Below are 23,234 nucleotides of genomic sequence, written 5' to 3' on the forward strand. Positions count from 1 at the left end.
CCATTCCCCCTTTGCACGCACCGGACACATTCCATGATTCGAAGCATGACCGCCTATGCCGGCGGCGAGCGGGTCACCCCGTGGGGCACGCTGGGCTGCGAGCTGCGCTCGGTCAACCACCGCTTCCTGGAGGTCGGCACCCGTCTGCCCGAGGAACTGCGGGCGCTCGAACCGCAGCTGCGCGAGCGTATCGCCGCGCGCCTGAGCCGCGGCAAGCTGGATCTGGTGATGCGCCTGCGCGCGCCGGAGGCGGCTGCCAACCTGCAGGTGGACGAGGCCCTGCTGGGCCAGCTGGGCCGCCTGGCCCACCGCCTGACCTCCGATTTCCCGAACCTGCAGGTCAGCTTCACCGATCTGCTGCAGCTGCCGGGCGTGACCCGCGGCGAGGCCACGGATGCCGCCGCCCTGCAGGTCGAGGCGCTGGCCCTGCTGGACCAGGTGCTGGACGGCTTCGTCGAAGCGCGTGAGCGCGAAGGCGGCAAGCTGGCTGCGGCCATCAGCGAACGCGTGGACGGCATCGAACGCATCGCCACCGAAGTGCGCACCTTGATTCCGGCCATTCGCGACGGCCAGCGCGCCAAGCTGGCCGCCCGTCTGGCTGACCTGCCGCACCCGGTCGACCCGGGCCGTGCGGAGCAGGAGCTGGTCCTGTGGCTGCAGAAGCTGGACGTGGATGAAGAGCTGGACCGGCTCGGCAGCCATATCGTCGAGATCCGCCGCGTGCTCAAGCAGCGCGAGCCGGTCGGCCGCCGCCTGGACTTCCTGCTGCAGGAGTTCAACCGCGAAGCCAATACGCTGGGCTCGAAGTCGGTGGACAGCCGCACGTCCAATGCCGCGGTGGAGCTGAAGGTGCTGATCGACCAGATCCGCGAGCAGGTGCAGAACATCGAATGATGTTGCATCCAGCGATACAGCAGGGGCGCCTTCGGGCGCCCTTGTCGTTCCAGCGCATCAGCGCACGCTGACGCCCGGCGCTCCTTCACCCAATCGCCCGACCACGGCGGCTTGGCCGAACCCTGCGTCGTGGAAGCAGGCCAGCACCGCATTCACTGCCTCCGGGGTGCAGGACACCAACAGCCCGCCACTCGTCTGCGGATCGGTCAGCAGTGGCTGCCAGTGGCCGGCCAAGCGCTCGGCGAAGCGCACTTCGGCGCCGTACGAGGCCCAGTTGCGGGCGGAGGCGCCGGTCACGCAGCCGCGCTGCAGCAGCTCCAGCGCCTGCGGCAGCAGCGGCACCTGTGCACTGTCCACTTCGGCAGCGACGCCGCTGGCGCGGCACACTTCCAGCAGGTGGCCGAGCAGGCCGAAGCCGGTGACGTCGGTCATCGCGTGCACGCCGTCCAGCGCGGCCAGCGGCACGCCCACGCTGTTCAGGCGGGTGGTCGACGCGATCATCTGCCGGTAGCCCTCTGCATCCAGCACTTCTTTCTTCAGCGCCGACGAGTACACGCCCACGCCCAACGGCTTGCCCAGCACCAGCACATCGCCGGCGCGGGCATCGGCATTGCGCTTGAGCCGTTGCGGGTCGAGCACGCCGATCGCGGCCAGGCCGTAGATCGGTTCCACCGAGTCAATGCTGTGACCGCCGGCCACCACGATGCCGGCATCGGCGCAGGCGCGTTCGCCACCTTGCAGGATGCCGCGGATGGTGTCCTGCGGCAGGGTGTTGATCGGCATGCCGACGATGGCCAGCGCGAACAGCGGCCGCGCGCCCATCGCGTACAGGTCCGACAGCGCGTTGGTGGCGGCAACGCGGCCGAAGTCGAACGGGTCGTCGACAATGGGCATGAAGAAATCGGTGGTGGCCACGATTGCCTGCCGGTCATCGAGGCGGTACACCGCGGCGTCGTCGCTGGTCTCGCGGCCAACCAGCAATTCGGCCGGTGCGGGAAGTGCTGGAACGCCGCGCAGCAGTTCGCTCAGCACGCCCGGCGCGATCTTGCAGCCGCAGCCGCCGCCATGCGCGAGAGAGGTCAGTCGTCGCGTGGCATCGGCCGTGGATGGAGCGGGTGACTGCGCGTGCGTGGCCATGCCGACATCTCCTGCGGAAACACGAATGGCGGAAGGCAGCAGGAGTCGAACCTACCAGGGAACGATCGACGCCCCCTACTGGGTTTGAAGCCCAGCCGCATGCCCGGATGCGCATGCCTTCCGAAAGTACGGCGGTACCGGTGGGCTCAGTCGCGGGCTGCGTTCCACTGCAGGTCGCCGCGCGGCCGATGCTGGTCACCGACGCGTCGAGTGTAGCCAACGCGATTGAAGAACTCCAAGATCTGGATGCTGCGTTTGCGGCCCAGGCCGATGGCATCGCGGAAGGCCGCCGCATCCACCGCGCCGCTGGCCTGTGACAGCTGCGCGACCATCGCGGCGAGTTCCGCAATGCGCGCGGGTGCATAGAACAGGTCCGGCACCACCTGGAACAGTTCGCCACGTGCGGCGGCGCGGCGCAGGACGGCGCGGACATCGTCTTCGGTCAGTCCGAAGTCGGCGGCCAGAGTACGCACCCACGGCGGATCGAAGCCACCGGCGTGCAGTTGCGGCAGCACGCGTCCCAGCAGCAGGCGCTCGCGTTCCGGTGGCGCATGGTCATGGCCGGGCAGGCGCCACCAGGCGCCCACGCGTTGCACGCTGCCGTCGTCCAGCAGGTCCTGCAGCAGCGCATTCCAGAGCCCCGTCGCAAGCGCGGGCAGGGTGCTGCGTTGCAGGCGCCCGCTGTCGACACCGGGTTCGTCCGGGCGTCGCTCATGCCAGCTACGCAGCGATGTGATCACCTGCTCGTGCAGCACCTGCCAGTGCGAGGCAAGGATGACCACCGTGTCCTCGCGGGTGATGATGCGCTGTGCGTCTGCAGGAAGATCGATCCGGTCGGCCGCGCGCCGGCAGTAGCGTTGCAGCGCGGCCATGGCAATGCCGAAGGGCGCCTGCTGCAACAGCGGGCCGATTCCCGCACCTGTGGCCAGCTGCTCCAGTGCGCCCAGCCAGGCGAGCCGTGCCGGGCTGCGCCGGCGCCGCTGTGGCGGGTCCGGGTCGAGCACGACGCCACCGCCCAGCGTGTGGGTCGCGGCGGAATCGCGGGCGATGAAGCGTTCACCACACATCGCACAGACCGGTGCATCGAACACCAGCTGCACCAACTGCCCATCACCTTGGTCACGGTCCTCCAGCAGCACCACATGGGCCTGCCGGTGCATCGTGCCCCAGTGGATGTGCAGGGGTGCCCAGTCACGCAGTGGTGCTGCCCGTGCGGACAGGCGCAGGCGCACATCGACGCGGGTGGTGGCCAGCAGCGCGCGCGGGTCGGCAATCCAGTCGCCACGATGAATCTCGTCGCGGGCGATGGCGGCCAGGTTCAACGCGCAGCGCTGTCCGGCCATGGCGTGGTCACTGGCCTGGTTCTGCGCGTGGATGCTGCGTATGCGCACATCGGTGGCGGCGGGCATCAGTTGCAGGTGCTCGCCCACCGTGACGCCGCCGCCATGTACCGCGCCGGTCACCAATGTGCCGTGGCCGGCCAGCGAGAACACGCGGTCCACCGGCATGCGGAACAGCTCGCTGCGCAGCGCGGCCTGGCGCGCGTTGGCCTCGCCGGCGGCCCATGCGTGCAGGTGGGCGCGCAAGGCGTTGATGCCTGCGTCATCGGGGGACGTGCTGTTGCAGGCGAACACGGGGGAACCCTGCAGCGGCGTTCCGGCCAGCAAAGCGGCAATCTCGATCTCGACCCGGGCGATGCGCGCGGCGTCCACGCGGTCGATCTTGGTCAGCGCCACCGCGCCGCGATCCACGCCCAGCAGCTGCAGGATCGCCAGATGCTCGCGGGTCTGCGGCATCACGCCGTCGTCGGCGGCGACGACCAGCAGGGCGACATCGATACCGGTGGCGCCGGCCACCATCGTGTGGACGAAGCGCTCATGACCCGGCACATCGACGAAACCCAGCATCGCGGCGGGGCCTGTGCCGTTCGCGCTTTCCACCGGGACATAGGCATAGCCCAGTTCAATGGAGATGCCGCGCGTGCGTTCTTCCTGCAGGCGATCGGTTTCGATGCCGGTCAGTGCCCGCACCAGGCGCGTCTTGCCATGGTCGATATGCCCGGCGGTGCCGACGATCATGGTTGCAGCGTGCTCCATTGGGCGAGGAAGTCCGCTTCGTCGGCCGGTTCCAGGCAACGCAGGTCCAGCCACAATGCGTCCTCGCCGATGCGGCCCAGCACCGGTCGCGGCAGCTGGCGCAGGCGCTTGGCCAGGCGGTCCAGGCCGCCACGTTGCGCAGTGGTGATGCGCAGGCCGGCACTGCCGAGCTGCGCCTGTGGCTGCGCACCACTGCCGATCTGGCTGTGCATCCGTGCCTGTTCAAGCATGTAGCCGGTCGGCAGCGCCGAGCGCAGCGGCGGCAGCAGGCGCTGGGCCTGCGCATCCATGTCCTGCTGCGTGCGCGAGAACGTACGCAGTGTCGGCAGCCGTTGCGCCAGCAGCTCCGGCTCGCGGTACAGCGCCAGTACCGCCTCCAGCGCGGCCAGGCCCATCTTGTCCATGCGCAGCGCACGCTTGAGCGGGTTGCGGTTGATCCGCGCGATCAGGTCGGCGCGGCCGGCGATGATGCCGGCCTGCGGCCCACCCAGCAGCTTGTCGCCACTGAACGAGACCAGGTCGGCACCGGCCGCCAGTGTTTCCTGCACGGTCGGCTCGTGTGGCAGGCCGAAGGCCGCCAGGTCGCACAGGCTGCCGCTGCCCAGGTCCACCACCAACGGCAGGCCATGGTCGTGCGCGATCGCTGCCATCGCCGCGGTGTCGACCTTGGCGGTGAAGCCGGTGATCGCGTAGTTGCTGGCGTGCACCTCCATCAGCAGTGCGGTGCGCGCGCCGATGGCATGGGCGAAGTCGGCCGGGTGGGTGCGGTTGGTGGTGCCCACTTCCAGCAGCCGCGCGCCGGCACTGCGCATCACATCGGGAATGCGGAAGGCACCGCCGATTTCCACCAGTTCGCCGCGCGACACCACCACCTCGCGGCGGTTGGCCAGGCTGTTGAGCAGCAGCAGGACCGCCGCCGCATTGTTGTTGACCACGGTGGCGGCTTCGGCGCCGGTCAGCTCGCAGACCAGCGCCTGCACCCGTGCATCGCGGTCGCCGCGGCGGCCGCGGGTGATGTCGAATTCCAGGTCAACCGGTGCGGCCATCGCGCGGGTGACGGCCTGCACCGCGGACTCGGGCAGCAGGGCGCGACCCAGGTTGGTATGCAGCACGGTTCCGGTCAGGTTGAACATCGGCTGCAGGTTCAGCCGTGCATCGGCGATGAGTGCGGCATCGAGCGCCGCGACCAGTGCCGGGCCTTCAATGGCCTGATGCAACTGCTCGGCCGAGAGCTGCGTGGCACTGATGCGCTCACGCAGCGCCTGCAGATGTACGCGCAGCAACTGGGTGATGCGGCTGCGGCCGTGGCCCTCGATCAGTGTTGCCAAGGCAGGCAGGCGCAGCAACCGGTCCAGCGAGGGCAGCGCGGAAGCCGATGCCGGGGTGGGGGGCGTGGCTGTCATCGCCTCACTCGCCGTCGGATTGCCACAGCAGCGGATTCTGGCTGGCGCGTGCATAGCCTTCCTCGCCCAGCAGCAGGTCCAGCGCCAGCGTGCCAAGGTCATCAGCCACCGGTTCCAGCGACGGATCTTTTTCCAGATACAGGATCTTGCGGTAGCTGTGGCAGTGGTCGCAGGTTTCTGCACGTACCGCGCTCTCGCGCACCGCCTGGCCGGTATCGCCGTCGGCATCAGCCAGGGCGCGATAGGCGATGTCCTTGCCAGCGGCGCCACACTGGCTGCACTGCACGCGCACGTAGTGCCACTGGCAGGCGCACAACGAGCACGACAGGTAGCGGTAGGAGGCATAGGGCGGGCGGGCCTGCACCATGCTGGTCACCGGCAGGGTGCCGCACAGCGGGCACAGCCCTGGCGCATCGGCCAGCGGCTTCAGGTCGCTGGGGCGGAAGCTGGCCGCCAGTACTGCCCAATACACCTGCAACGCATTCATCACCAGCAGCGCAGCGACCGCGTCGACCGGGGGCGCGTCAGCGCGTTCCAGCACGGCGTGGGCCTGCGCATCCAGCCAGGTGTCGTCGGCGGCGGCGACGCGCAGCAATTCCTGCCGTGTTTCCGCCGGTAGCCCCGCTTCGTCGGCGCAGTGCCGGCACAGCGTGCGCAGCCAGTCGCGCCAGCGCCCGTCCAGATGAAGTGTGTTGGCGGGCCGCAACGGCATGCCGGCACTGGCGGCCGCGCTGGACTGCTGCGCGCGCGCGTGGTCCTGCAGCGCCTCGCGTTGCTGGGGTGTCAATTCCTCCAGCAGCGCCTGCTGTGCATCGGCCAATGCCGCCAGCAGCTGCAGGTAACCGCCGATGGCGCTGTGCGCGGCCAGGCTGCGCAGGCGCGCCGCGCGTGTGGCGAACAGCGACCCGGTATCAGGCAGGATGATGCGCGGCACGTCGCGCGAGGCGAGCGTCTCGATCTCACCGGGTTCAAGGATGCGTTGCGCCATGCAGGGCCAGCCAGAAGAACCAGCCTCCATCCTCGCCGTTGTCAGCGCTGGCGTCCAGCGCACTGTAGGCCATTTGAAATGGTCGGGGTCAGATCCGTTTTCCACAGGAAAACGGATCTGACCCCATCGGTTGTTGCCGTGTTCATCGTGTCGACCAAGGTCGACACCTACCAAAAGCACCGGGGAACTGTCGAAGGCGCCTCTGCAGGTGCAGGGCCGCAGGCCCTGCCGTTACCCCTCTTCCCGACGTCCGCGCAGGATGTCCCGGAACCATTGCCGGTGATGCTTGTACGCCCACCCATAGGTCACCTTGCCCTGGGTCATCGCCCGCACCGAGCCCTTGATCCAGAGCGCCGCATAGATGTGCACCACGATCGCGCACACCAGCACCCAACCGAACAACGCATGGGCCAGCACCGAGAAGCGGATCAGCCCGATCGGGAAGAGATGGCTGAAGTATTGCCGCCAGATCACGAAGCCGGTCAGCAGCAGTGCCGACAGGCAACCAATGATCGCCCAGAACAGGAGCTTCTGGCCGGCATTGAAGCGGCCCACCGGCGGCAGCTTCTCATCCTCGTTGCGCAGCACATCGCGCATGCCGCGCACCCATGCGCGATCGTCGGCCGTCGGCAGATTGTCGCGCCACATGCGGAACGCCAGAAACGCAAAGCCGACCACCATGGCCAGCCCGATGAACGGATGCAGGATGCGCGTCCACGGGCCGCCACCGAACAGCTGGGTCAGCGGAAACAGCGCGGGATGGAACAGTGCCAGCCCGGACAGCGCCGTCAGCACGAAGCAGATCGCCACGATCCAGTGATTGATGCGGGTCGGCGCGCGGTAGCGGATGATCTGCCGCGGGTGCGGGGCGTACTTCATGGCCGCTGCTCCTCTTCGATCCTCTTCGCCTCGTGTTCGGCTTCCTCTTCTTCCTCGTCATTGACCGTGTTGCGGCCGATGCCGATGTAATGCAGGAAGCCGGCGAAGGCGGTGGCGGCGATCGCCAGCACGCCCAGCGGCTTGGCCACGCCCTTCCAGACTTCCACCATCGGGCTGATCCGCGGGTCCTTGGGCAGGTCGGCATACAGCTCCGGCTTGTCCACATGCTGCAGCACGTACATCACGTGGGTGCCACCCACGCCCTGCGGGTCGTACAGGCCGGCGTTCCCGTAGCCGCGCGATTTCAGGTCATCCACGCGGCCGGCCGCGTGCTCGGTCATCGCCTGCTTGCTGCCGAAGGTGATCGCCCCGGTCGGGCAGGTCTTCACGCAGGCCGGTTCCTGGCCCACCGCCACCCGGTCCGAACACAGTGTGCACTTGTAGGCCTTGTGGTCCTTCTTGGAAATGCGCGGCACGTCGAACGGGCAACCGGTCACGCAGTAGCCGCAGCCGATGCAGTTCTCTTCCTGGAAGTCGACGATGCCGTTGGCGTACTGGATGATCGCGCCCGGCGACGGGCAGGCCTTCAGGCAGCCCGGGTCGCTGCAGTGCATGCAGCCCTCCTTGCGGATCAGCCACTCCAGCTTGCCCTTCTCGTCCTCGTACTCGCGGAACTTCATCACCGTCCACGACTGGTCGCTCAGGTCGGGCGGGTTGTCATAGCTGCCAACGCAGCTGCCGACCTCGTCGCGCAGGTCGTTCCATTCCATGCAGGCGACCTGGCAGGCCTTGCAGCCGATGCATTTGCTCACATCGATCAGCTTGGCGACCTGGCCGGTGTGCGCACCGCGCGCTTCCGGCGAGGGCGTGGTGGTGGCCGAGCGGCGGATGATGTCCAGCGATTGCAGTGACATGGCGTGTCTCCTACACCTTCTCGACCTTGACCAGGATGCACTTCGATTCGGGCGTCTGCGAGTTGCCGTCACCGATGGCGTTGGTCAGCGTATTGGCGATGTATCCGGGCTTGGCCGCACCGAGGAAGCCCCAGTGGATCGGCACGCCCACCTGGTGCACGGTCCGGCCATCGATCTGCAGGGCCTTGATGCGCTTGGTCACCATCGCCACCGCTTCGATGTGGCCACGCTTGGAACTGACCCGCACGCGGCTGCCGTTGCTGATGCCCAGCTCGTCGGCCAAGGCCGCGCCGATCTCGACGAACTGCTCGGGCTGGATGATGGCGTTCAACTTGCCGTGCTTGGTCCAGAAGTGGAAGTGCTCGGTCAGGCGGTAGGTGGTGGCCACATGCGGGAACTCGTCCGGCGAACCGATCTGTGCGCGATCGCTGGCGAATACGCGGGCGGCCGGGTTGTTCAGCGTCAGTGCCTGGCCGGGGCTGAGCGGATTGCTGCGCAGTGGCGTGTCGAATGGCTCGTAGTGCTCCGGGAACGGCCCTTCGGCCATGCCGGCCTTGGCGAAGAAGCGGGCGATGCCTTCCGGGTTCATGATGAACGGGCCCATCCCGCCGGCGGGATCTTCGTCGGCCTTGAAGTCCGGTACGTCCACGCTGCCCCAGTTCTTGCCGTTCCAGGCCAGCAGCGTGCGGCGCGGGTCGAACGGCTGGCCGGCCACGTCGCACGACGCGCGGTTGTACATCACGCGGCGATTGGCCGGCCACGCCCAGGCCCAGCCCAGCGTGTTGCCGATGCCGGTGGGGTCGCTGTTGTCACGCCGCGCCATCATGTTGCCGGTCGGGCCCCAGGCACCGATGTAGATCCAGCAGCCCGACGCGGTGCTGCCATCGTCGCGCAGGTCGCCGAATGCGGCCAGCTGCTCGCCGGCCTTGCGCACCAGCCTGGTCGGATCCTTCGGATCGAACACGTCGGCCAGCGCCTTGCCGTTGTATTCCATCGCCAGCTCTTCCGGCGTCGGCAGCTCCGGGTTGGAATACTTCCAGGCCAGGTCGCGCACCGGCTCCCACCACGCACCGCCGTCCTTCTCGTACATCGCCTTGATGCGATGGAACAGCTCGGACATGATCTCGATGTCGCTGCGCGCTTCACCCGGCGGATTGGCGCCCTTCCAGTGCCACTGCAGCCAGCGCGAGGAGTTCACCACCGCGCCGTTCTCCTCGGCGAAGGACGTGGTGGGCAGGCGGAATACTTCGGTCTGGATCGTGCTCGGGTCGACGTCGTTCAACGCGCCGTGGTTCTGCCAGAAGGCGATGGTCTCGGTTTCCAGCGGGTCCATGCTGACCATGAACTTCAGCTTGGAGAACGCGCTGATCAGCTTGCCCTTGTTAGGCGCCGAGGCCAGCGGGTTGAAACCCTGGCAGATGTAGCCGTGGATCTTGCCCTCGTTCATCAGCTCGTACGCCTGCAGCATGTCGTACGGCTTGTCGAGCTTGGGCAGGTAATCGAAGCACCAGTTGTTGTCGGCGGTGGCGGCATCGCCCCACCACGATTTCATCAGGCTGACGTGGAACTTCGGATAGTTCTGCCAGAACGACATCTGGTTGGCGCGCAGCGGCTTCTGCGTGCGCTTGGCGATGTAGGCGTCGTAGTCCTGCTCGTCCTGCCTCGGCAGCGTCAGGTAGCCGGGCAGCAGGTCGGACATCAGGCCGATGTCGGTCAGGCCCTGGATGTTGGAATGCCCGCGCAGCGCGTTCATGCCGCCACCGGCCACGCCGATGTTGCCCAGCAGCAGCTGCACCATGGTGCCGGCACGCACGTTCTGTGCGCCGATCGAGTGCTGCGTCCATCCCAGCGCGTACAGGATGGTCATCGCCTTGTCCTTGCCGGCGGTGGACGCGATCATGTCCCAGATCTGGCGGATGCTGTCGGCCGGCGTGCCGCAGATGCGCTCGACCATCTCCACGGTGTAGCGCGCGTAGTGTTGTTTCAGCAGGTTGTAGACGCAGCGCGGGTCCTTCAGCGTCGGGTCGCTGCGTACGTAGCCGTCGTCACCGTAGGCGTAGTCCCAGCTGGAACGGTCGTAGCTGCGCTTCTCTTCGTTGTAACCCGAATACAGGCCGTCCTTGAAGGCGAATTCGTCCTTCACCAGGAACGGCATGTCGGTGTAGTTCAGCACGTACTCGTGCTGGATGCGGTCCTCGGTCAGCAGGTAGTTGATCAGGCCGCCCAGGAACACGATATCGGTACCGGTGCGGATCGGTGCGTACACGTCGGCCACCGCGGCCGAGCGGTTGAAGCGCGGATCGACCACGATCAGCCGGGCCTTGTTGTGTGCCTTGGCCTCGGTCACCCATTTGAATCCGCACGGGTGTGCCTCGGCGGCATTGCCACCCATGATCAGGATCAGGTCGGCATTCTTGATGTCGACCCAGTGGTTCGTCATCGCACCACGGCCTAGCGTCGGGGCAAGACCTGCCACCGTCGGGCCGTGTCAGACACGTGCCTGGTTGTCGAATGCCAGCATGCCAAGGGAGCGGACGACCTTGTGGGTCAGCACCGCGGTTTCATTGCTGGTGGCCGAGGCCGCCAGCATGCCGGTGGTCAGCCAGCGGTTGACCGTCTGCCCGGCTTCGTTCTTCTGCACGAAGTTGGCATCGCGGTCTTCCTTCATCAGCCGCGCGATGCGGTCCAGCGCATCGTCCCAGCTCAGCCGCTTCCACTCGTTGGAGCCCGGTGCCCGGTACTCGGGGTAGAGCAGGCGCGACTTGCTGTGGATGATGTCGGCCAGGCCGGCGCCCTTCGGGCACAGCGTGCCGCGGTTGACCGGATGGTCCGGGTCACCCTCGATATGGAAGATGCTCGGCTCGGCGTTCTTGGCGCCGTCGCCGAGGCTGTACATCAGGATGCCGCAGGCCACCGAACAGTAGGTACAGGTGTTGCGGGTCTCGGTCGCGCGGGTCAGCTTGTACTGCCTGACCTCCGCGAGCGCGATGCCGGGCGCGAAGCCCATCAATGCCAGGCTGGAGCCGACCAGGGTTGTCCCGGTCACTTTCAGGAACTGGCGGCGGCTCATCGATGGCATGCCGTTCTCCTGGGATGGCGGGGAGGCACGGGCCTCCGGGCTGTCGTTGGGTACGGCCCGGTTATAGCACAGGCCCCCGCACGCCCATGTGGCACAAGGCCCGGCGCCGGCGGGGCGGGCGCGCAACGGGGCCGCTCTGGTAAAGTTGCGTGCCCGCCCCCCGGGGAAGCGTCTGCCGGGCCTGGTTCCAGGATGTTCCGCGCAGCCCCCGCCGTCCTGGCGCGATCCTCCGCGCCGGATCTGGAACACCGAGGAAAAATTTTGCGAAATCAACCAGTTGGGTTCCGCGCATGAGCGCCCCGTCGAAGCCGTCGGACGCCGTTGCGCGCGGCACGCTGTACATCGTTGCCGCCCCGTCCGGCGCCGGCAAGAGCAGCATCGTCAATGCCACCCTGGCGCGTGACCCGCAGATCGCGCTGTCGATCTCCTTCACCTCGCGCGCGATGCGCCCGGGGGAAGTGAACGGCCAGCACTACCATTTCGTCTCTGCGGAAAGGTTCGAGGAAATGATCGCCGCCGGCGACTTCTTCGAGCATGCGTGGGTGCACGGCGACTGGAAGGGCACGGCCCGGCAGTCGGTGGAGCCGCAGCTGGCCGCCGGCCAGGACGTGCTGCTGGAAATCGACTGGCAGGGCGCGCAGCAGGTGCGCCAGCTGGTGCCGGGCACGGTCACCGTGTTCATCCTGCCGCCGTCCAGGCAGGCCCTGCAGGATCGCATGCGCAAGCGCGGCCAGGACAGCGAGGCGGTCATCGCCCAGCGCCTGGGCGCGGCGCGCGATGAAATGCTGCACTTCAACGAGTTCGACTACGTCATCGTCAACGAGGTGTTCGACACCGCCGTGGACGAGTTGTGCGCCATCTTCACCGCCAGCCGCCTGCGCCGGGAGGCCCAGAAGGTCCGCCACGCCGGCCTGATCCAGGCCCTGCTGACTCCCGATCCGGGCGCAACTGACTGATTCCAAAAGAATCGGGTAGGGGTTGGCTTGATTTTGTCCAGCTCCTGCCAGTACACTCCGTCCCCTTTCCCTCATTCGACTGAGCGGCCGACCGGTCGCCGGGAGCCCGTATGGCCCGCATCACCGTAGAAGATTGCCTGGAAGTCGTTAACAACCGTTTCGAACTGGTCATGATGGCATCCAAGCGTGCCCGCCAGCTCGCCAACGGCGTGCAGGCCACGCTGGACAACAGCGAGACCGAGGACAAGCCGACCGTGCTGGCGCTGCGCGAAATCGCCGCCCGCAAGATCGACAACGCGCTGATCGACGAAGTCGAGAAGGCCGAGCGTGAGCGCGCCGAGCGCGAAGCGCTGGAGTGGGCTGCCGCCGAAGTGGTCGCTGACGAAGACATGTCCAAGAACGACGATTGATCGCATCGATCAACGTAATCGTTGGATACACCGAACAGCCCGCCCCGTGCGGGCTGTTTCGCATTCAGGATTTGCCGTAAACGTCGCGCTGGAATAGGCTGCGGGCATGAACCCAGGCCCCACTGCCAAGGTCGCCGCAGCCCCCACTGCCGCCGTACCCGACTACGTCCTCCAGCTTGAACGCGCCGCCCATTACCTGCCGCCGGAACAGCTGCCGCTGTTGCGCCGTGCCTGGGAAGTCGGAGCCTCCGCGCACGCTGGGCAGACGCGCAAGTCGGGTGAGCCCTATATCACCCACCCGGTGGCGGTGGCCCAGGTGCTGGCCGAGCTCGGCCTGGACGTGGAAGCGCTGATCGCCGCGATCCTGCACGACACCATCGAAGACACGCCGCTGACCCGCGAGGCGCTGGCCGCCGAGTTCGGCGAAGCCGTGGCCGAACTGGTCGACGGCGTCACCAAGCTGGACAAGCTGAAGTTCCGCGACCGCCAGGAGGCGGCCGCCGAGAGCTTCCGCAAGATGCTGCTGGCGATGTCGCGCGACCTGCGCGTGATCATGATCAAGCTGGCCGACCGCCTGCACAACATGCGCACGCTGGGTGCGCAGAGCCGCGAAGCGCGCGGCCGCATCGCCCGCGAGACGCTGGAGATCTACGCGCCCATCGCCCAGCGCCTGGGCATGAGCCTGGTCAAGAGCGAGCTGCAGAACCTTGGTTTCAAGGCGCTGTACCCGTGGCGCCACGCCATCATCGAGAAGCACATCCGCAGCCAGCCGGTGGTGCGTCGCGAGGCGATGGCGCAGGTGGAAGTGCAGCTGTCGCAGCGCCTGGCCAAGGAGGGGATCGAGCATCGGCTGATCAGCCGCATCAAGACCCCGTGGAGCATCTACAACAAGATGCGCGACGAGAACAAATCCTTCGACCAGGTGATGGATGTGTTCGGCTTCCGCCTGGTCGTGCGCAGCGTGCCCAGCTGCTACCACGCGCTGGGTTCGGTGCATGCCACCTTCAAGCCGCTGGATGGCCGTTTCCGCGACTTCATCGCCATTCCCAAGGCCAACGGTTACCAGTCGCTGCACACGGTGCTGTTCGGGCCGTATGGCTCGCCGATCGAAGTGCAGATCCGTACCGAGGAAATGGACCTGATCGCCGAACGCGGCGTGGCCGCGCACTGGACCTACAAGTTCGGCGGCGATTCGCCCAACAGCGCACAGAGCCGTGCCCACGCGTGGATCGTCGAGCTGATCGACTCGCAGCGTGCCGCCGGTTCCTCGCTGGAGTTCCTGGACAACGTCAAGGTCGACCTGTTCCCGGACGAGGTCTACCTGTTCACCCCGAAGGGCAAGATCCTGGCCCTGCCGCGCAATTCCACCGCGCTCGATTTCGCCTACGCCGTGCATACCGACGTCGGCAACATGGCGGTGGCCTCGCGCGTGGACAAGAAGCTGGTGCCGTTGCGCACCAAGCTGGTGTCGGGGCAGTCGGTGGAGATCATCACCGCACGCTCGGCCACGCCGAAACCGCAGTGGCTGGAATTCGTGGTTACCAGCAAGGCGCGCACCGCCATCCGCCACCAGCTCAAGCAGCTGGAGCACGAGGATGCCGTGCAGCTGGGCCACCGCATGCTCGACCGTGCGCTGGAAGCGATGGATTCGTCGCTGGAGCGGCTGCCGAAGGGGCGCCTGGATGCGTTCCTGGCCGAACACCGCTTCCCGCGCCTGGAAGCCCTGCTGGCCGAGGTCGCACTGGGCAACTGGATGCCGACCCAGGCCGCGCAGGCGCTGATGGCCTACGCCGAACTGCGTGGCGGCCCGCATTCGCGCCACCACTCGCAGGAAAAGATCCTGATCAACGGCAGCGAGCGTGGCGTGGTCACCTTCGCCGGCTGCTGCCAGCCGATTCCCGGCGACGAGATCATGGGCTACCACACCGCCGGCAAGGGCATCGTGGTGCACCGCATGGACTGCCCGAACCTGGCCGAGCTGCGCAAGTCGCCCGAGCGCTGGGTGCCGATCGGCTGGGACACCACCGTCTCCGGTGACTACGACACCTCGCTGGTGGTGGAAGTGGAGAACGGCACCGGCGTGCTGGCACAGCTGGCCGCTGCCATCGCGCAGAGCCACTCCAACATCGAGCGCGTGGACTACCTGGATCGCGATTTCAACGCCGCCGTGCTGGCGTTCAACATCCAGGTGCGCGACCGCAACCACCTGGCCGAAGTGATGCGCCGCCTGCGCCGCCTGTCGGTCGTGCAGTCGGTACGCCGCCAGTAGGTCCACGCCATGCGTGGATGACGTTCCGCGCACACGACATACGGGGTCGGATCCGTTTCCCGCCGGGAAACGGATCCGACCCCCAGCCGATGCCGCGCCCACCCGGTACAATCACCGCTCTGTTTTCCCCCAAAGCACCGGAGCGACCCATGTCCCGCCAGATCATCAACACCGAAAAGGCCCCCGCCGCCATCGGCCCGTACTCGCAGGCCGTGCGCGCCGGCAACACCGTGTACTTCTCCGGCCAGATCCCGCTTGACCCGGCCACCGGCGACATCGTCGGCGCTGGCGACGTCGAAGCGCAGGCCCGTCGCGCCTTCGACAACCTCAAGGCCGTGGCCGAAGCCGCCGGCGGCTCGCTGGACAAGGTCGTGCGTCTGGGCCTGTACCTGACCGACCTGGGCGAGTTCGCCAAGGTCAACGCGGTCATGCAGGACTACTTCCAGGCCCCGTACCCGGCCCGTTCCACCATCGAAGTCTCCGGCCTGCCGAAGGGCGCCAGCTTCGAGGTCGATGCGGTGATGGTCATCGACTGACCGCCACGTGGCACGCAAGGCGGCGGTCACTCCGGTCCTGTCACCGTCCGGCGAAGCATCCCTGGCGATGCTCGCCGGCGTCGGTCCGGCCGTGGCCGCCAAACTGCAGGCGCGTGGCCTGGCCACCCTGCAGGATCTCTGGCTTCACCTGCCCCTGCGCTATGAAGACCGGACCCGGCTGACCCGCATCGAAGACCTGCGCAACGGCGTGCCGGCCCAGGTGGAAGGGCGGGTGGTCGCGGTGGAGCGCGTCATGCGCTACCGGCCGATGCTGAAAGTGGCGGTGGAGGACGAAGGGCAGGGCACCCTGGTGCTGCGATTCTTCCATTTCCGCCAGCAGCAGGTCGGCCAGTTCGCGGTCGGCAACCGGCTGCGCTGCTTCGGCACGCCCAAGCCCGGCCACCTCGGCCTGGAAATCGTCCATCCCAGCTACCAGGTGCTGGGCCGCAACGATGATCCCGAACTCGGCGACCGCCTCGACCCGGTGTATCCCACCGTCGAAGGCGTGGGCCCGATGACGATGCGCAAGCTGATCGGCCAGGCCCTGGATCGCCTGCCCGAGGAAAGCACGCTGGAACTGCTGCCCAGCGGTTGGCTCGATGGCCTGGGCCTGCCGTCGCTGCGCAGCGCGCTGCTGACCGTGCACCGGCCACCGCCGGATGCCGACCTCGCCGCGCTGGCCGCCGGCACCCACCCGGCGCAGCGCCGCCTGGCGATGGAAGAACTGCTGGCCCACCACCTCAGCCTGCGTCGCCAGCGCATTGCCTTGCAGGCACACCATGCGCCGCCGCTGGCTGGTCCTGGCAAGCTGGCCAAGGCGCTGCTGAAGCAGCTGCCGTTCGCGCTCACCGGCGCGCAGGCGCGCGTGTTCAAGCAGATCCGTGAAGACCTCGCGCGCCCCAGCCCGATGCTGCGGCTGGTGCAGGGCGACGTCGGTTCCGGCAAGACCGTGGTGGCCGCACTGGCGGCGATGCTGGCGGTGGAGCAGGGCAAGCAGGTCGCATTGGCAGCGCCCACCGAACTGCTGGCCGAACAGCATCTCAACAACCTGCGCGGCTGGCTGGAGCCGCTCGGTGTGCGTATCGCCTGGCTGGCCGGCAAGGTCACCGGCAAGGCGCGCGCCAAGGTGATGGCGCAGGTCGCCAGCGGCGAAGCGCAGGTGGTGGTCGGTACCCACGCGCTGATGCAGGAGGCGGTGGTGTTCCAGGATCTGGCCTTGGCCATCGTCGACGAACAGCACCGCTTCGGCGTGCACCAGCGCTTGGCGCTGCGCGACAAGGGCGCGGGTGGCAACAGCGTGCCGCACCAGCTGGTGATGACCGCCACGCCGATTCCGCGCACGCTGGCGATGTCCGAGTACGCGGACCTGGATGTGTCGGCCATCGATGAACTGCCACCGGGACGCACGCCGGTGCAGACCGTCGCCCTCAACAATGACCGCCGCCCGGAGCTGATCGAGCGCATCGCGCTGGCCTGCCAGGAAGGGCGGCAGGTGTACTGGGTGTGCACGCTCATCGAGGAAAGCGAAGAACTGGATGCCACCCCGGCGCAGGCCACCTACGAATCGCTGCAGGCACTGCTGCCCGGCGTTCGCGTGGGGCTGGTGCACGGACGCCTGAAAGCCGCCGAAAAGCTGGCGACGATGGTGGCGTTCAAGACTGGCGAGATCGACCTGCTGGTCGCGACCACGGTCATCGAAGTGGGCGTGGACGTACCCAATGCTTCGTTGATGGTGATCGAGAACGCCGAACGCCTCGGCCTGGCCCAGCTGCACCAGCTGCGCGGCCGCGTGGGGCGTGGTTCGGCGGTATCGCGCTGCGTGCTGCTGTACCAGGCTCCGCTTTCGCAGATGGCGCGCGAGCGTCTGCAGACCATGCGCGAAACCAACGATGGTTTCGTCATCGCCGAGAAGGATCTGGAACTGCGCGGCCCCGGCGAACTGCTGGGCACCCGCCAGACCGGCCTGGCCGGTTTCCGCATTGCAGACCTGGCCCGCGATGCCGGCCTGCTGCCCGGCGTGCATGACCTGGCCGAGCGGCTGCTGGCCCAGCAGCCCGCGTTGGCCGATCGCGTGGTGCAGCGCTGGATCGGCACCGCCGTGCGCTACGCCTCGGCGTAAGTGGCGGGGTCAGGCCCCTTTGCACAGCAAAGGGCTCTGACCCCATCCCCGGGACGCTCATCCACGCACGGCGTGGATCCACTGTAGAGCCGAGCCTACGCTCGGTTGCTGTGCGCGTTGCGCGCGGGAGTCGAGCATGGCTCGACTCTACAGAGAGCTCTTCCCTGCCATCCGCGGGAAACCCGTTTTCGGCGTTGCTGTTGAAGTTGTCGGCCAGCGGCCGGCACTACCGCGGGTGCAGGTCGCAGCCCTGCCGCCCCCCATACTTGCAACGGTCATCATCCCGGTCCACACTTCGTTGCCGATCTGAAGACGGCAACGATGACCCACAAGATCCCCCTGTTGATCGACACCGACCCCGGTGTGGACGACGCCCTGGCCCTGCTGATGGCCTTTGCCGATGAACGGCATGACGTGGTCGCCCTGACCATCGCCGCCGGCAATGTCGGCCTGCAGTACACCGTCCGCAACGCCCTCAAGCTCTGCGACATCGTCGGCCGCACCGACGTGCCGGTGTTTGCCGGCAGCCCGGATCCGCTGCTGCATCCTTCCGTAGACGCTGCCCACGTGCATGGCCGTGATGGCTATGGCGACGTGGATCTGCCGCCGCCGAGCCGCCAGGCCGAAGCCGAGCACGCTGCGCTGGCCATCCTGCGCCTGTCGCACGCGCATGCCGGCGAACTGATGCTGGTGATGCTTGGCCCGCTGACCAACCTCGCGCTGGCACTGAAGCTGGACCCGACCCTGCCCCAGCGCATCAAGCGCATCGTGGTGATGGGCGGCGCGGTCACCTGCCACGGCAACATCACCCCGGCGGCCGAATTCAACATCGCCTTCGATCCGGAAGCGGCGCATGTGGTGTTCACCTCGTTCAAGCACCTGCTGGTGTCGGACTGGGAGGCCACCGTCGCCCACGGCCTGCCGCTGGAAGAAGCCGAGAAGTGGCTGCAGGCCGACTCCGATCGTGCCCGCTTCTACGAGCTGATCTCGCGCAAGACCCGTGGCCTGTCCGAAGACAGCAAGGGTGGCCGCTGGTACACCGCCGACGCGGTTGCCATGGCCTGGGCACTGAACCCGGAAGGGCAGCTGCGGGTCGAGTCGCGTCCGCTGAACGTGGAGCTGAATGGCACGTTCAGCCGCGGCGCCACCATCGTCGACTGGAACCGCCAGACCGGCCAGCCGGACAACTGCGATCTGCTGATGGCCTACGACCAGCAGCGTTTCGAGGCCCTGGTACGCCAGGCCCTGGGCGCGAACTGAAGCCGATTGACCGGCACCGGTTGCCCCGGGCGGCAACCGGTGCTTATAATGCCGCTCTTGACCACCAGCCCATTTACGGTGTGAGCCCATGAAGGCCGATATCCATCCGAACTACCGCGACGTCGTCTTCCATGACGTCACCTCCGATTTCAAGATCCTGACCCGCTCGACCATGGCGACGAAGGAAACCATCAAGTGGGAAGACGGCAACGACTACCCGCTGGTGAAGGTTGAAATTTCCTCGGCTTCGCACCCGTTCTACACGGGCAAGCACAAGGTCATCGACACCTCGGGCCGTATCGACAAGTTCCAGAAGCGCTACGCGCGCTGATCTGTCGATCCAGCTTCGAACCGACGGCCGCGCTCTGCGCGGCCGTTTGTTTTTCCCCAACGCCTACCCAACGGGCGTTTGGATGGACAGAACACTGCGTTCGTGTGACAACGCTTTTGCCGATCCGGGCCGCTTGCTGGCCGGGTTCTGGCCGCCTGCCGTCTACGACTTCTGTCTAGCGCCGGGCAAATGCTGCTGTGCGATAATGGCATGATCCCCGGCACAGGCCGAGGACGTCATTCACGTGCCTGACCAATGCGCTTGGGCAGGCGCCTTCCCATGAAGGAGCGCACACAGTGTCCGATCTTGATCAGGTCACGCTCAACGCCGGCGATAAGTCCGTCGTTCTGCCCGTCATCAAACCCACCCTTGGCAACGACTGCGTCGACATCGCGAAGCTGACCAAGGAAACGGGGTTCTTCACCTACGATTCCGGCTTCACCGCGACGGCCAGCTGCAAGTCCGCCATCACTTACATCGACGGCGACAAGGGCGTGCTGCTGTATCGCGGCTACCCGATCGAGCAGCTGTCGGAAAAGTCGAGCTACGTCGAAGTGGCCTACCTGCTGATCAACGGCGAGCGCCCGAGCGCCGAGCAGCTGAAGGCCTTCACCGATGAGCTGACTGCCGAAGCCAATGTCGACGACTCGATCAACACCCTGATCGGCAGCTTCGCCAAGGACGCCCACCCGATGGCCATCCTGGCTGCTGCGATCGCGCAGCTGTCGGCCATCTACCACGACGCGCTGGACCTGTCCGACGCCGAACAGCGCCGCCAGGCCGCCGTGCGCCTGATCGCCAAGGTGCCGACCCTGTCGGCGCTGATCTACCGCCATGGCAAGGGCCTGCCGGCCAACAAGCCGGACACCTCGCTGGACTATGTCAGTCGCTTCCTGAAGCAGACCTTCGAGTCGGCTGACGGCCAGTACGATCTGAACCCGGATGTGGTCAAGGCGTTGGACCTGCTGTTCATCCTGCACGCCGACCACGAGCAGAACGCCTCGACCTCGACCGTGCGCCTGGTCGGTTCGACCGGTGCCAACCCGTACGCGTCGGTCGCCGCTGGCGTCACCGCGCTGTGGGGTCCGGCCCACGGCGGTGCCAACGAAGCCGTGCTGAAGATGCTGGAAGAGATCGGCAGCGCCGACAACGTCGAGTCCGCCGTGGTCAAGGCCAAGGACAAGACCTCCGGCTTCCGCCTGATGGGCTTCGGCCACCGCGTCTACAAGAACTTCGACCCGCGCGCCAAGGTCATCGGCGAGATGACCAGCAAGGTGCTCAAGCAGCTGGGCGTGCAGGATCCGCTGCTGGACGTGGCCGTGAAGCTGGAACAGGCCGCGCTGCAGGACGAGTACTTCGTCGCGCGCAAGCTGTACCCGAACGTCGATTTCTACAGCGGCATCATCTACAAGGCGCTGCAGATCCCGACCGAAATGTTCACCGTCATGTTCGCCCTGGGCCGTACCTCCGGCTGGGTCTCGCATTGGCTGGAACAGCAGGTCGATCCGGAAATGAAGATCGGCCGTCCGCGCCAGGTCTACACCGGCAGCGATGTGCGCGACTACCAGGGCTGATCGCCCCGCGTAGGTTGTGCCGAGAACGCCCCGCATGCGCGGGGCGTTTTTTTTTCCGCCGCCCTGGTGGGTGCCAACCAAGGTTGGCACGCTTTCGACACTCGCGAAAAACCATCCACGCATGGCGTGGATCCACTTGTTCCCGCCCTTGGTTGGCACGCTCCCCCATCCACGCGTGGCATGGAGTTACCGCGTTCCCGCCTTTGGTAGGTGCCAACCTTGGTTGGCACGCTCTTCAACGCGACAAGACCGCGTGATTCAGGGGTCTCACCAGCTTCACAAGCGCTCGCGCAGCCTCAGGACGCCAGCTGCATCCGCAGCACCTGAAATGGAGCGTCCATCCCGATGAGTACCCGATTCGACCCACCCGAGCGCGGCCCGCTCGGCGCTGACGTCGCCGCTGTCGTCACTGCCCCCATCGTTCCTCCCGCCAGCGAAAGCGCGGTGTCGTGGGGAGCCATCTTCGCTGGCGCCGCCGCCGCCGCTGCGCTCTCTCTCATCCTGCTGATCCTCGGCGTGGGCCTGGGGTTGTCGTCGGTGTCGCCCTGGTCGTTCGAAGGCGTCAGCAAGGAAACCTTCGGCTGGTCCAGCATCGCCTGGCTCACCTTCACCGCGCTGGCCGCTTCCGGCCTGGGTGGCTATCTGGCGGGTCGCCTGCGTACCAAGTGGACGCAGATCCACGGCGACGAAACCTACTTCCGCGACACCGCGCACGGCTTCGTGTCGTGGGCGGTGGCCACGCTGCTGACCGCGGGCCTGCTGACGTCGGCCATCGGTGGCGTGCTGGGTGCGGGCGCAAAGGTGGCCGGCGCCACTGCCGGTGCCGCTGCGTCCACCGTCGGCGTGGCTGCAGCCGGTGCCAGCGGCGCTGTGGCGGCTGCACCGGAAGGCGACCTCGACTATTGGGTGGATGCGCTGTTCCGCAGCACGACCCACGCAGGGCCGGCCGATCCCGCAGCGCCGCCGCCGGGCGCACCGATGGACCCGGATGCCGCGCCACCGCCGGCAGCGGGCGCCGGTCCGCGCGACGCGCGCATGGCCCCACCGCCGCGACCGGCGCCGGGCAACGGTCCGATCGGCGATCGCCGCGAAGTGCGTGCCGAAGTGAACCGCATCATCGTCAACAGCCTGCAGGGGGAAGGCCTGGATCCGGCCGATACCCAGTATCTGTCACAGCTGATCGCGCGCGATACCGGGATGAGCCCGGCTGAAGCGCAGGCCCGCGTGACCGATGTGCAGACGCGCATGCGTGCAGCGCTGGAGAAGGCCAGGAATACCGCCAAGCAGGCTGCCGACGATGCGCGGAAGGCGACCGCCTACGCCGCATTGTGGCTCTTCATCACCCTGCTGATCGGCGCGTTCTTCGCCAGCCTCAGCGCCACCTGGGGCGGCCGCCGCCGCGACCTGTAATCCACCCTTCCATGCAAGGAGACCTGCCATGAAGATGATTCTGCTCTGGTTGCTGGGCGTGCCGATTCCGCTGCTGATCCTGTACGCGATCTTCTTCTGATCGCGCACCACCGCGCCGTGTCATCGGGCCGCCGAAAGGCGGCCTGATGCCATCCCGCAGATCCACGCCACGCGTGGATGCCCCACAGTAGAGTCGAGCCATGCCCGACTCTACAAACGCAATGCAATGAGGTTTATTGCATTCAAACAGTGAGGGAAATTGCATAACCCTCAAACATAGAGCGCCTTCAAAAATTCTCCTTAACGTTCAACGTTTTAGGAATGCTTGAATGGCCTGCATGGCAATGGATTTCTAACATTCTCTCCGTCGCCCGCACCCATCCCCGCGGGCGGCGCTTCCCTCCCTTTTCTCCTTGGGGAGGGGAGCTTTCAAATTCCCCCTTGTCCGAGAGAGACAATCATGCACGCCATTATCAAGAAGGCCGCGCTCGCTGCAGCGCTGGCCACTGCTTCGCTGTCCGCGCACGCTGTTGAAACCAGGATCTCCGTCTACGCCGACGTCGACCCGACCCTGGCGCTGCTGCGCGATGACGGCACCCCGCTGCCGGACCTGGTCACGCTGACCCACGATCCGCTGCGCGGCCTGATTCCGGACACCCAGCGCGTCCGCATCCACTCCAACGATGAAACCGCCGATATCGAGGCCCGTATCGACGGTCCATTCGTGCTGGCCAACGAGACCGGCGCCGTCACCGTGCCGATGACCATCAGCCTCAACAACCGCGCACTGGGTACCACTGCCATCGAGTACAAGGCGGCTGATCTGTTCACCGGCGCCGGCTCCACTCCGGGCGCCTCGATTTCGATGCCGTTGACCATTGCCCAGACCACGCCGGCGCCGATTGCCACCAAGGGCCGCTACGCCGGCATCGTCAGCGTCGTGTTGAACCAGAAGGCCACCACGCCGTAATCCCCGCGC

At 66.9% G+C, this 23,234-nt stretch carries 18 protein-coding genes and 1 tRNA gene; 11 read left to right on the forward strand and 8 right to left on the reverse strand.

Annotation, left to right across the window (positions count from 1 at the left end; translation table 11 throughout):
* Positions 1-33: 33 nt before the first annotated feature.
* Positions 34-894 (forward strand): YicC/YloC family endoribonuclease, encoded by an 861-nt coding sequence (locus AC5P8F_RS12215; RefSeq protein WP_005410888.1) that lies wholly within the window; start codon positions 34-36, stop codon positions 892-894.
* Positions 895-951: 57 nt separating this feature from the next.
* Here AC5P8F_RS12215 and selD read toward each other — a convergent pair whose 3' ends face one another.
* The 8 genes from selD to fdnG all read right to left on the reverse strand — a co-directional run bounded on the left by selD (position 952) and on the right by fdnG (position 11,390).
* Positions 952-2,031 (reverse strand): selenide, water dikinase SelD, encoded by a 1,080-nt coding sequence (gene selD, locus AC5P8F_RS12220; RefSeq protein ID WP_241887081.1) that lies wholly within the window; start codon positions 2,029-2,031, stop codon positions 952-954.
* Positions 2,032-2,057: 26 nt separating this feature from the next.
* Positions 2,058-2,153 (reverse strand) — tRNA-Sec (locus AC5P8F_RS12225).
* A gap of 24 nt (positions 2,154-2,177) precedes the next feature.
* Entirely contained in the window at positions 2,178-4,109 is a 1,932-nt protein-coding gene (selB, locus tag AC5P8F_RS12230) for a selenocysteine-specific translation elongation factor (protein WP_495228261.1), read from the reverse strand.
* Positions 4,106-5,530, reverse strand: coding sequence for an L-seryl-tRNA(Sec) selenium transferase (gene selA / locus AC5P8F_RS12235; protein ID WP_495228262.1), 1,425 nt, complete (start codon positions 5,528-5,530; stop codon positions 4,106-4,108). Before selA ends, selB begins: the two co-directional genes overlap by 4 nt.
* Before the next feature lie 4 nt (positions 5,531-5,534).
* On the reverse strand, positions 5,535-6,518 hold the full coding sequence (gene fdhE, locus AC5P8F_RS12240) for a formate dehydrogenase accessory protein FdhE (protein ID WP_032956068.1): 984 nt from the start codon (positions 6,516-6,518) through the stop codon (positions 5,535-5,537).
* Between the two features lie 231 nt (positions 6,519-6,749).
* Positions 6,750-7,397: a formate dehydrogenase subunit gamma gene (locus AC5P8F_RS12245; protein ID WP_495228264.1), complete on the reverse strand. Its 648-nt coding sequence runs from the start codon at positions 7,395-7,397 to the stop codon at positions 6,750-6,752.
* Positions 7,394-8,311 carry a formate dehydrogenase subunit beta gene (gene fdxH / locus AC5P8F_RS12250; RefSeq protein WP_346601716.1) on the reverse strand — a complete coding sequence of 306 codons (918 nt, stop codon included), beginning with the start codon at positions 8,309-8,311 and terminating at the stop codon, positions 7,394-7,396. The genes AC5P8F_RS12245 and fdxH overlap by 4 nt, the downstream gene beginning before the upstream one ends.
* A 10-nt stretch (positions 8,312-8,321) precedes the next feature.
* A complete protein-coding gene (gene fdnG / locus AC5P8F_RS12255; protein ID WP_152906956.1) occupies positions 8,322-11,390 on the reverse strand; it encodes a formate dehydrogenase-N subunit alpha in 3,069 nt (1,022 codons plus the stop codon).
* A gap of 290 nt (positions 11,391-11,680) precedes the next feature.
* Between fdnG and gmk the strand changes: the two genes are divergently transcribed.
* The 10 genes from gmk to AC5P8F_RS12305 all read left to right on the forward strand — a co-directional run bounded on the left by gmk (position 11,681) and on the right by AC5P8F_RS12305 (position 23,225).
* Entirely contained in the window at positions 11,681-12,346 is a 666-nt protein-coding gene (gmk, locus tag AC5P8F_RS12260) for a guanylate kinase (RefSeq protein WP_014648271.1), read from the forward strand.
* A 110-nt stretch (positions 12,347-12,456) separates the two neighbouring features.
* Positions 12,457-12,756: a DNA-directed RNA polymerase subunit omega gene (gene rpoZ, locus AC5P8F_RS12265; RefSeq protein ID WP_005410877.1), complete on the forward strand. Its 300-nt coding sequence runs from the start codon at positions 12,457-12,459 to the stop codon at positions 12,754-12,756.
* A 106-nt stretch (positions 12,757-12,862) separates the two neighbouring features.
* On the forward strand, positions 12,863-15,025 hold the full coding sequence (locus AC5P8F_RS12270; RefSeq protein WP_005418955.1) for a RelA/SpoT family protein: 2,163 nt from the start codon (positions 12,863-12,865) through the stop codon (positions 15,023-15,025).
* Between the two features lie 149 nt (positions 15,026-15,174).
* Positions 15,175-15,561 carry a RidA family protein gene (locus tag AC5P8F_RS12275; RefSeq protein ID WP_005418954.1) on the forward strand — a complete coding sequence of 129 codons (387 nt, stop codon included), beginning with the start codon at positions 15,175-15,177 and terminating at the stop codon, positions 15,559-15,561.
* Between the two features lie 7 nt (positions 15,562-15,568).
* Positions 15,569-17,680 (forward strand): ATP-dependent DNA helicase RecG, encoded by a 2,112-nt coding sequence (gene recG / locus AC5P8F_RS12280; protein ID WP_049440470.1) that lies wholly within the window; start codon positions 15,569-15,571, stop codon positions 17,678-17,680.
* Between the two features lie 321 nt (positions 17,681-18,001).
* On the forward strand, positions 18,002-18,940 hold the full coding sequence (locus AC5P8F_RS12285; RefSeq protein ID WP_180835297.1) for a nucleoside hydrolase: 939 nt from the start codon (positions 18,002-18,004) through the stop codon (positions 18,938-18,940).
* 88 nt (positions 18,941-19,028) lie between these two features.
* A complete protein-coding gene (locus tag AC5P8F_RS12290) occupies positions 19,029-19,271 on the forward strand; it encodes a type B 50S ribosomal protein L31 (protein ID WP_010484049.1) in 243 nt (80 codons plus the stop codon).
* A gap of 296 nt (positions 19,272-19,567) precedes the next feature.
* Positions 19,568-20,845: a citrate synthase gene (locus AC5P8F_RS12295; protein WP_014648268.1), complete on the forward strand. Its 1,278-nt coding sequence runs from the start codon at positions 19,568-19,570 to the stop codon at positions 20,843-20,845.
* Between the two features lie 345 nt (positions 20,846-21,190).
* A complete protein-coding gene (locus AC5P8F_RS12300) occupies positions 21,191-22,255 on the forward strand; it encodes a membrane protein (protein ID WP_046432315.1) in 1,065 nt (354 codons plus the stop codon).
* Positions 22,256-22,715: 460 nt separating this feature from the next.
* Positions 22,716-23,225 carry a CS1 type fimbrial major subunit gene (locus tag AC5P8F_RS12305; protein WP_227864377.1) on the forward strand — a complete coding sequence of 170 codons (510 nt, stop codon included), beginning with the start codon at positions 22,716-22,718 and terminating at the stop codon, positions 23,223-23,225.
* Positions 23,226-23,234: the final 9 nt, after the last annotated feature.

The sequence above is a fragment of the Stenotrophomonas sp. YJH_SMC_69 genome (genome assembly GCF_059370495.1).